Genomic DNA, 10,228 nt, shown 5'->3' with positions numbered 1-10,228 from the left:
TGCTCAAGGTAACACAGGCGCTACCGGACCTCAGGGTGCTCAAGGTAACACAGGCGCTACTGGACCTCAAGGTATTCAAGGACCGGCGGGGGCTACTGGCGCTACTGGACCTCAAGGTGCTCAAGGACCTGCAGGGGCTACTGGCGCTACCGGACCTCAGGGTATTCAAGGGCCAACGGGCGCTACTGGTATAGGAGTTACAGGACCGACTGGACCTTCTGGTGGGCCTCAGGGACCGACTGGACCTCAAGGTAACACGGGCGCTACCGGCGCTACTGGACCTCAAGGCGTTCAAGGTAATACAGGGGCTACTGGCGCTACTGGACCTCAAGGTGCTCAAGGACCTGCAGGGGCTACTGGCGCTACCGGACCTCAGGGTGTTCAAGGACCTGCAGGGGCTACTGGCGCTACCGGACCTCAAGGTGTTCAAGGGCCAACGGGCGCTACTGGTATAGGAGTTACAGGACCGACCGGGCCGACTGGACCTAGCTTCCCTGTAGCAACAATTGTTGTAACAAACAACATTCAACAAACAGTACTCCAATTTAACAACTTCATTTTTAATACTGCAATTAATGTAAACAACATTATCTTCAACGGCACAGATACAGTTACTGTTATCAACGGTGGTATTTATGTAATTAGCGTATCCATCTCTACAACTGCACCAGGATGTGCTCCACTCGGAGTAGGCATTTCAATTAATGGAGCAGTCGCAACTGACAACTTCTCTTCAAATCTAATAGGCGACTCACTTTCATTTACTACAATCGAAACGTTAAGAGCTGGCGCAAACATTTCTGTCCAATCTACTCTTAATGAGATTACGATCCCTGCAACAGGAAATACTAACATTCGTCTAACTGTATTTAGAATCGCTTAAATTTCACTATTTATCGTTTATGGCAAATAAAAAAGAGCGAGAAACTCGCTCTTTTTTTGTTATGTACAATAATTCATTACTACTCTAATTCAATTGAAACATTTTTTTGTGGTACGAATGTAGAAATTGCATGTTTATAAATAAGCTGTTGCTTACCTTCTGTTTCCAGTAGGACTGTAAAATTATCAAATCCTTTAATTAATCCACGAAGCTGGAAACCATTTAATAAGTACAGCGTAACAAACGTATTCTCTTTACGGAGTTGATTTAAAAACTGATCTTGAATATTGATTGATTGCTTCATGTCGAATCCTCCTCTTTTTCTCTACTTACTATTATTCGACTTTAGTTGTAGCTTTCCTTCTATGTATCGTAAAATTTCTGACGTTTTTTCACCGTCTGTAACATCAAACCATGTGACATCCATCTTATTACGGAACCACGTTAATTGACGTTTTGCATAACGACGTGAATTCGTCTTTAATTGTGATACCGCTTCTTCTAAAGATACACGACCCTCAAAATAATCATATATCTCTTTATACCCAATCGCTTGAATAGATTGACAATCTCTTATCCCTCTATTATACAATCCTTCTACTTCTTCTAATAAACCTTGGTCCATCATTATATCAACTCGTAAGTTAATGCGATCGTATAGCATTTCTCGATCCATTGTCAAGCCAATTAAGGAAACATCGTATAATAACTCGTTTTCTTGTTTTTCAAGTTGATCACTCATTTTTTCACCCGTCGTGTGGAAAATTTCTAACGCTCTAATGACACGGCGTACATTATTTGTATGAATACGCTCAGCGCTTTCTGGGTCTACTTCTTGTAATTTTTTATGTACATATTCCACACCACGTTCTAATGCTAACTTTTCCATTTGTTCTCGGTATATAGCATCACCAGCATCATCCGTAAACTGATAATCGAATAAAACAGATTGTATATACAGACCAGTTCCACCAACGATAATTGGCAATTTACCACGCTCTGTAATCTCTCGAATATGCTTACGAACACGTTCTTGAAATTCGGCAACTGAAAATGATTCTTCTGGATTTTTTATATCGACCATATAATGTGGAATTCCGTCCATCTCTTCTTTCGTCACCTTTGCGGTTCCAATATCCATCGTACGATAAATCTGCATGGAATCTCCACTTATAATTTCACCATTTAACGCTTTGGCAAGATCAATACTTAACTTCGTCTTCCCAACAGCAGTTGGGCCAATGATGACAGCAACTTTTTCACGTTGCACTTCTCCCATATCATTCAACTCTCTTTATGTAATGTACTCCATCTATTGATTATATCCAATCTTACCAATTTTAACGGCATGATTGCAAGTTCTTTCATTACGGTACATGAAATTATACAGAAAAAAGAACATAGTTTGTCCAATTCTGCATATACATGATAAAAATAGTTTCGAGAGGATGAGTTAACTATGAAACAATCCACCATCAATTTTTCATCTTTGACAAAAGACCTCATTTTAGCTACTTCTATAAAAGAACAAAATTGTTCACAAGAGGAATTATACTTCGCCCTAAATTGTTTACTACGGGCTTTTCATTCTACCCTTCATGAAACAACATTACATCCAGAAAATAAAAATACAGAATATATACAAACGCAATTTTGCAGTGCATATAAAATTATTACAGGTAAAACTATTTATCCATTTCAATAATCCATAAAAAGCGGCTGCTTACATAATTTCAAGCAACCGCTTTTTATATTAATATCGATAACCTATTGTATAACTTTCACTTTTACAGATTTGCGCCCCCAGCTATTAGCACTACCATCTGAACCGACTAATACATCAATGCGATTTCCTTTAATCGCACCACCAGTGTCTCCAGCAATCGCTTCTCCATATCCTTCTACCCATACTTTTGATCCAAGCGGAATTACTTTCGGATCAACAGCAATTACTTTCATATTTGGATTTGCTGTTAAATCATGCCCCATTGCAGTTAATACACGACCACCATACGAACCATTCTCACTCGGATCTGCTGTATATGCCGTCGCTTCTACTGTAATTTCACGACCACCAGTAGGCGCACTTGTTTCAGTAGATTTTGCAACTGGTTTTGCAGCCGGTTTTTCTTTTACCACAGGTTTACTTGATTCTACATTCTTAATAGAATCGTTACTCTTAACAGTCTCTTTATTCTTAACTACTGTATTATTTTTAACCGGCGTATTTGTTCTAGCTGGCGCTTCTTCTTGAGCTACAACCTCTTTCTTTTCGATTACAGGTGCTGTTCCTGTTAAAAATGGCACGTGAACATATCCAACTTTTCCATTGTAGTCAAATTGTAACCATTCATTTTGAACTTGATTCGTCGTTTCAATCACATCATTTTTATTAAGTTTACCTAAAATTTCAGAATCAGTATTCGCTCCAGCACGAACATTTAATACGCCCGCCGTTACATAATATGTGCTCTTTGTAAAATCGGCACTTACAAACGCTTCCTTACCGTTCAACTTAATTTTTGTCCATCCATTTTCTGTATTTATAACATCTAGTGTATTCCCACTTAACACTTTACCTACAAGCTTTGACTCTACATTTGGGTTTTCTCTAACATTTAATACGTCTGTTGTTACAATTGTTTCCGCTTTAGCAGAACCCGCAAAAATCCCAAGACCAAAAACTGCTACTGTTGCTATACCTAATAATTTTTTCATGAATAGCCTCCATTTGCTTTGTTTTCGTATTTTCATTATAGCGACAGATTTTTAGAATTTTTAGAAATCACACAATTACAAAGCATTCGTAATATACGATTAACGAGTTGTAACATAAATTTCCATATTAATAAAATGTATTTCTCATAAAATCTCCAGTGGTTTTCATATATTTTTCATATACGAGCACAAGAACTTTTTTCCAGAAAAAATTACAGTGTTACTTTTTTGTTACAAAAAATTCACAATTCTTTACATCTTTTACCAAAAACATCAATATTTAATTGTTAACCTATTTTTTTGTAATAAAAAGAGAGCAGCTACTAAAAGCTGCTCTCTTTTCATTTGTTATTGAACTTTCTTTTTCCAAACACCTAGCATAATAGCCGAGACAATCGTTCCAATTAATATAGAGAAAATATATAGTAACGGTTTATTTACTAACGCTATTACAAATAATCCACCATGCGGTGCTGGTAATGTAATTTGGAATAACATAGATAACGCACCTGCAATACTTGAACCAACAACACAACTTACAATTACTCGAACCGGATCTGCAGCTGCAAACGGAATCGCACCTTCTGTAATGAACGATGCTCCCATAATATAATTTGTTAAACCAGATTTACGTTCCGCTTCTGTAAACTTTGATTTAAAGAATGTAGTTGCAAATGCAATCGCAAGTGGCGGTACCATACCACCAGCCATAACTGCTGAGTGCACTCCAAAATTCTGTGCTTCTATTGCAGCAATACCAAACGTAAACGCCGCTTTATTAATTGGACCACCCATATCAATTGCCATCATACCACCTAAAATAAGACCTAGTAATATAGCATTCGTACCGTTTAAACCATTTAACCACCCTGTCAACATTTCATTTAATGCTACTACAGGCGGAATCACTGCTTTTTGCATTACAACTCCTGTAATCAATAATCCAAAGACTGGATATAACAAAACAGGTTTAATTCCTTCTAATTGTACTGGTAGTCCTGAAAATAATCTTTTCAACCCTAAAACAACATATCCAGCTAAGAAACCAGCAATTAATCCACCTAAAAAGCCAGCATTCGCATTCGCCGCTAAAAATCCACCTACAACACCAGGCATAAAACCAGGACGATCAGCAATAGAACTTGCAATAAATCCAGCTAAAATTGGTACAAGGAATAAAAACGCACCTGTTTTTCCTCCACCAATTGACATGAACAATTCAGCTAAAGGACCTTCCGCCTTTATACCACCAAACGAAAACGCTAGCGCTATTAAAATCCCGCCGCCAACAACGAACGGAAGCATATTACTTACGCCATTCATTAAATGCTTATAAATTCCTAATCCTTTTTCTTTTTCCGTACTTTCTGCCTTTCCATCTTCTTTTACACCTTTAAAGATTGGTGCATCTTGCTTTACAGCTCGATTAAGAAGTGTTTCCGTTTTTCTAATCCCATCAGCGACTGGTACTTGAATGACATGTTTACCAGCAAAACGATTCATTTCTACTTGTTTATCCGCCGCAACAATAATAGCTGTTGCACGTTCAATATCCTCTTTCGTTAAACCGTTTTTAATACCTGTCGATCCGTTTGTTTCAACTTTAATCGCTATTCCTAACTCTGTCGCTTTTGCTTTTAAGCTATCCGCTGCCATATATGTGTGAGCGATTCCAGTTGGACAAGCTGTAACAGCAAGTACGTACGGTTCATTTACTTCTGGTTTTGCGACTTCAATCTCTTCTTCTTTTTCATTCTCTTTTTCATCAAATAGTTGAAGAAGCTCACTTTCATCCTTTGCTTCTAATAGTTGCTTGCGAAACCCTTCATCCATTAATAATGTCGATAAACGAGACAACGTTTCCAAATGAGTATTATTCGCTCCTTCACTTGCAGCAATCATAAAGAATAAGTGTGCTGGCTGTCCGTCAAGCGACTCATAATTGATACCGCTTACACTTCTACCAAAACAAATCGATGGTTGTTTAACAGCCTTTGTCTTCGCATGAGGTATTGCAATACCTTCCCCTATTCCAGTCGTACTTTGGGACTCCCGCTTTAAAATAGCTTCTTTAAATTCCATTTTACTATTTAAACGATTTGCCCCATTTAATTTCTCAACTAATTCATCTATGACAGCTTCTTTATTTGAAGCTGTCAAATCCATAATGACTGTATCTCTTTTTAATAGTTCTGTAATTTTCATATGTTGCTTCCCCCTATCGCTTAGCTACAATTACTTGCGACAATAATTCTTCTACTTTTTCCTTCTTACATAAATCAGCTGAAAATGCTGTTGCACTCCCTGTTGCAACGCCGTATTGAAATGCCTTTTCAATATCTTTTGTCTGTTCATATTTGCCTACAAACCCTGCAACAAGAGAATCTCCGGCCCCAACTGAATTAATTACAACACCTTTTGGAACAGTCGCTTCATATATACCTTCTGCCGTAAATAATAAAGCTCCCTCTCCAGCCATCGATACGATAACATGTTTTATACCTTGTTCAATTAATTTTCTTCCATAAGGTAAAACGTCCTCTACTGTTGAAAGCTCCACTCCAAACAACTCACCAAGTTCATGATGGTTTGGCTTAATTAAAAATGGCTTATTTTTAATTACATGCTGCAGTGCACTTCCACTCGCATCGACTACTACTCGAATACCTTTTTCAGCTCCGAGCGCTGCGATTGATTCATAAAAGGTAGTTGGGATAGATGCAGGTACACTTCCAGCTAGCACAACGCAATCTCCCTGCTTCATACTTTCGATTTGTTTCATTAATTGTTCAAATTGCTCATTTGTCACATTAGGACCTTGCCCATTTAATTCTGTCTCTTCTTGCCCTTTTATTTTCACATTAATTCGGGAATCTCCGTCTACTTGGATGAAGTTTGTCATTACGCCTTCCGCCTGTAATACACCTTTAATAAATTGACCGGTGAATCCACCAGTAAATCCAAGTGCTATATTTTCCACACCTAAACGATGGAGAACGCGAGAAACATTAATCCCTTTTCCTCCAGGAAACTTCATATCTTTCTCTGCTCGATTGACTGCGCCTAAATCAAAGGAATTAACTTGTACTACATAATCAATAGATGGGTTTAAAGTAACTGTATAGATCATTGTTTATCAGCCTCAATTACATTGGTTTGTCTTTTATATTTTTCTAAATCAATTTCTAAATGGTTTGTAATAATATTTGCTTCTTCAACATTTGCAATTTTCGCAAATGCAACTTCTGAAAACTTACTTTCATCAATTAAGAAATATCCTTCGTTTGCTAATGTTAATGCCATTTGTTTTAAGAGCGCTTCTTCTGGATCTGGCGTTGTAAAGCCAAGCTGTTCATGTACACCATTTGCACCTAAAAAACATTTATCAAAACGATACTTCTGCATACTTTCCTGTGCCATAGCACCGATTAAAGCTTTCGTCCTACTCTTCATCATTCCACCTAGTAAATACGCACGAATATTATTTTCAACTAAAGCTTCAATATGCATAAGTCCATTCGTAACGACAGTCACATCTTTATTTATTAAAAATGGAATCATTTCAAATGTTGTACTTCCTGCATCTAAATAAATACAATCACCTTGTTCAATAACGCTAGCCGCATAATTAGCAATTTGTTGTTTTATTTGAATGTTTTTGGATGATTTTTCAACCATCGTTGGTTCTTGCCCTTTTCCTGTTAAAACAGCGGCACCACCATGAACTCTCTTTAATAACCTTTGTTTTTCCAATTGCGCTAAATCACGACGAATTGTTGATTCAGAGCTTTCTGTTCTTTCCACCAATTGTTGTAATTTAACAATCTTCTGCTCTTTTACAAGTTGCAATATCATTTGATGACGTTCAGGAGTTAACATTTTATTCACCTCTTCTTTGATTACAGTATAATGAAAACGATCACAAAAATCAACCACAAACATTCATAAATAATCAAAAACAATCACAAACGGTTATAAATAACAAAAAAAGAAACCCATTTGATCGTTATATCAAACGGATTTCTTTACTCAATTCACTTATAAAGAAGCTTTATATATACTTAAAACATCATCTTTATTTAATTTTTTAAAGTTACCAAATTCACCATACGCCATCGCTTTATTAGCCATTATATCAATTTCATTTTCTCCAATACCGTAATCAGCTAATGTTGCTGGCGCTTCAATTGAAGTCCAAAATTGACGCAGTGCCTTAATTCCTTCTAAAGCCACTTCTTTATCTGTTTTGCCATCTGTTTCTATATCAAATACACGAATAGCGAACTGTTTAAAACGACTTACATTTTCCTCTACAACATGTTTCATCCAGTTCGGGAATAAAATCGCAAGGCCACCCCCGTGTGGTATATCATGAACAGCAGAAACTGCATGCTCAATATTATGAGTCGCCCAATCTCCTTTTACTCCCATCGCTAAAATGCCGTTTAACGCCATAGTACCACAATATAAAATAGTTTCTCTATGCTCATAATTTTCTAAATCACTTAAAAGCTTAGGTGCTGTCTCAATTACTGTTTTTAAAACAGCTTCACAATAACGATCTTGTAGTTCTGTATTCGTTCCATGATGGAAATATTGTTCTAATACGTGCGACATAATATCTACCATACCGTAAATTGTTTGATCTTTCGGTACAGAAGTAGTATGAACTGGATCTAAAATTGAAAACTGCGGGAAAGTAACTGGGCTACCCCATCCATACTTTTCATTCGTTTCCCAGTTTGTAATTACCGAGCCTGCATTCATTTCAGATCCTGTTGCTGCAAGAGTAAGTACAGTACCAAATGGTAATGCCTCATTAGCAAATGTTTTTTTCGTTACAATATCCCATACATCTCCATCGTACTTACTACCAGCTGCAATTGCCTTCGTACAGTCGATCACACTTCCTCCACCAACTGCTAAAATAAATTCAACACCATTTTCTTTACAAATTTGAATCCCTTTCTTTACAGTTGATACACGTGGATTCGGTTCAACACCTGTCAATTCAAATACTTCTGCATTTATATCCTTTAAAATAGAAATTACATTATCATAAATACCGTTTCTTTTAATGCTGCCTCCCCCGTATACGAGAAGAACTTTTTTACCGAACTGTGGAATTTCAGTTTTTAACTGCTCTAATTGACCTTTACCGAAAATAAGTTTCGTTGGATTACGAAATACAAAATTTTGCATATTCCTTTACCATCCCTTCTATATGAAAAGCAACTATACTTTTGTATACCATATTTTTTTCATTTCACAAAAATATTTGCTTAATAAAAAAATCCCAGCCTACAGGCTGAGATTTTTTATTGGTAATAAGGTGAGATCATTAAGTAAACAATAACACCAGATAAACTTACATATAACCAAATCGGCATCGTCCAACGTACAATTTTACGATGACGTGTTAATTGATTTGTAAAACCAAATACAAGTGCAAACAATGCAAGCGGTACAATAATTGCCGCCAGGATAATATGTGTAATTAAAATGATGAAATACACATATTTAATGAATCCTTCTCCGCCAAAATGTGTTGCTGGCGCTAAGTAATGATAAGATAAATAAGAAACACAAAATAGCAACGTCGTTGTAAATGCTGCCAGGATGAAACCACGGTGCATTTTCACATTCTTCTTAATAATAGAGTATAGAGCTGCTAATAAGAATACGAACGTAAAGCTATTAAAAATTGCATTTAACATTGGTAAAATTGTTACATCAAAATGTAATTCTCCTTCATAGCCAACAGGTCCAAAGAACAAAAATAAAATAATCGCATTTACAATTACAGAAAGCGTTATCACAATAGGAGCATAGCTTTTCTGATTTGTTGATTGATCCACCAAAATGGTCACTCCCTCTTCCTTCAAATATGTATACGTAACCTCACTATTTTAACATACTATTCACAGTGTAAATGTGACAATAGTTTGAAACAGCAAGATAAGACAAAGAAAAAATCCTTCTTAATAAAACTTCTTAAGAAGGATTTTATCGCTTTATTATTCAAATAGCAACGCGATTAGTTTTTGTTAAAAAATGTATCGCTATATGCTTGAAAAATTTCAGACACTTGATATCCCATTAAAGAAATTGCTGTTAATGAAAAGAAACCAATCATAAGAAATCGAAACCACATATAAATCTCCTCCTTGTATTTAGCTTAAAAAACATTCGCTATATTACAAGTTGAGTGGCACTCTTCATCGTCACTTTCCTTTTTCCTTACAATTGCTGTAATAAATCGAATCATAAAGAAAATAACAAAAGGAATTTGTTCGTAATTCACATTGGCATAGTTTAGCAACGGCTCGCGCTGCATATCGAACGGGGATGAGAAGGAATAGAACATACCTTGCTCTTCCATATATACAATTACAATTTTCATGCAAAATACGATTCCTAGAAACGAAACAATATCTTGCCATTCTGTCGTATATAACAGGTTATACAGCTCTAATACGTACTCTTCCATTATCATCCCCCCTTCCTTTTTTACCATTTTGCTCGCCTTCGTATAAAAAGTCAAGAAAAAAGTTTATATCCACTATGACAATAGTAATTACTTGTTTCTATGATTATATATGATTCTTTTATAGCAATGACTGGGTG

11 protein-coding genes are annotated in these 10,228 nt (G+C 36.3%); 2 read left to right on the top strand and 9 right to left on the bottom strand.

All coding sequences use genetic code 11. From position 1 onward, the window contains the following. The coding region (locus HMPREF1014_RS05910) for a Gly-Xaa-Xaa repeat protein (protein WP_000740886.1) at positions 1-883 on the top strand (883 nt) is incomplete at its 5' end. Between the two features lie 79 nt (positions 884-962). On the opposite strand, the gene hfq is transcribed toward HMPREF1014_RS05910, so the two are convergent. Continuing rightward, a complete protein-coding gene (hfq, locus tag HMPREF1014_RS05905; protein WP_000813896.1) occupies positions 963-1,187 on the bottom strand; it encodes an RNA chaperone Hfq in 225 nt (74 codons plus the stop codon). A gap of 21 nt (positions 1,188-1,208) precedes the next feature. Continuing rightward, positions 1,209-2,162 (bottom strand): tRNA (adenosine(37)-N6)-dimethylallyltransferase MiaA, encoded by a 954-nt coding sequence (miaA, locus tag HMPREF1014_RS05900; RefSeq protein WP_000504943.1) that lies wholly within the window; start codon positions 2,160-2,162, stop codon positions 1,209-1,211. Between the two features lie 180 nt (positions 2,163-2,342). On the opposite strand from miaA, the gene HMPREF1014_RS05895 reads away from it, so the two are divergent. After that, on the top strand, positions 2,343-2,588 hold the full coding sequence (locus HMPREF1014_RS05895) for a hypothetical protein (protein ID WP_000814426.1): 246 nt from the start codon (positions 2,343-2,345) through the stop codon (positions 2,586-2,588). A gap of 62 nt (positions 2,589-2,650) precedes the next feature. Here the strand turns inward: HMPREF1014_RS05895 and entD are convergent, their stop codons facing one another. The 7 genes from entD to HMPREF1014_RS05855 form a co-directional block, all read right to left on the bottom strand. Then, positions 2,651-3,601, bottom strand: coding sequence for a cell wall-binding protein EntD (gene entD, locus HMPREF1014_RS05890; RefSeq protein ID WP_000734642.1), 951 nt, complete (start codon positions 3,599-3,601; stop codon positions 2,651-2,653). A 348-nt stretch (positions 3,602-3,949) separates the two neighbouring features. Continuing rightward, positions 3,950-5,806 (bottom strand): PTS fructose transporter subunit IIABC, encoded by a 1,857-nt coding sequence (locus tag HMPREF1014_RS05885; protein ID WP_000704599.1) that lies wholly within the window; start codon positions 5,804-5,806, stop codon positions 3,950-3,952. Positions 5,807-5,819: 13 nt separating this feature from the next. After that, positions 5,820-6,731 (bottom strand): 1-phosphofructokinase, encoded by a 912-nt coding sequence (pfkB, locus tag HMPREF1014_RS05880; protein ID WP_000640830.1) that lies wholly within the window; start codon positions 6,729-6,731, stop codon positions 5,820-5,822. Further along, positions 6,728-7,480 (bottom strand): DeoR/GlpR family DNA-binding transcription regulator, encoded by a 753-nt coding sequence (locus tag HMPREF1014_RS05875; RefSeq protein ID WP_000957263.1) that lies wholly within the window; start codon positions 7,478-7,480, stop codon positions 6,728-6,730. Before HMPREF1014_RS05875 ends, pfkB begins: the two co-directional genes overlap by 4 nt. 159 nt (positions 7,481-7,639) lie before the next feature. Further along, the gene (locus tag HMPREF1014_RS05870; RefSeq protein WP_001179092.1) at positions 7,640-8,803 is read right to left on the bottom strand and encodes an iron-containing alcohol dehydrogenase; all 1,164 of its coding nucleotides are present in this window, start codon (positions 8,801-8,803) and stop codon (positions 7,640-7,642) included. A 116-nt stretch (positions 8,804-8,919) separates the two neighbouring features. Beyond that, on the bottom strand, positions 8,920-9,462 hold the full coding sequence (locus HMPREF1014_RS05865) for a DUF420 domain-containing protein (protein ID WP_000228314.1): 543 nt from the start codon (positions 9,460-9,462) through the stop codon (positions 8,920-8,922). A gap of 317 nt (positions 9,463-9,779) precedes the next feature. Beyond that, positions 9,780-10,118, bottom strand: coding sequence for a hypothetical protein (locus HMPREF1014_RS05855; protein ID WP_002005644.1), 339 nt, complete (start codon positions 10,116-10,118; stop codon positions 9,780-9,782). Between the last annotated feature and the right edge of the window lie 110 nt (positions 10,119-10,228).

Source organism: Bacillus sp. 7_6_55CFAA_CT2 (assembly GCF_000238655.1).
Classification (GTDB): Bacteria; Bacillota; Bacilli; order Bacillales; family Bacillaceae_G; genus Bacillus_A; species Bacillus_A cereus.
This window is presented reverse-complemented; position numbering and strand designations above follow the sequence as displayed.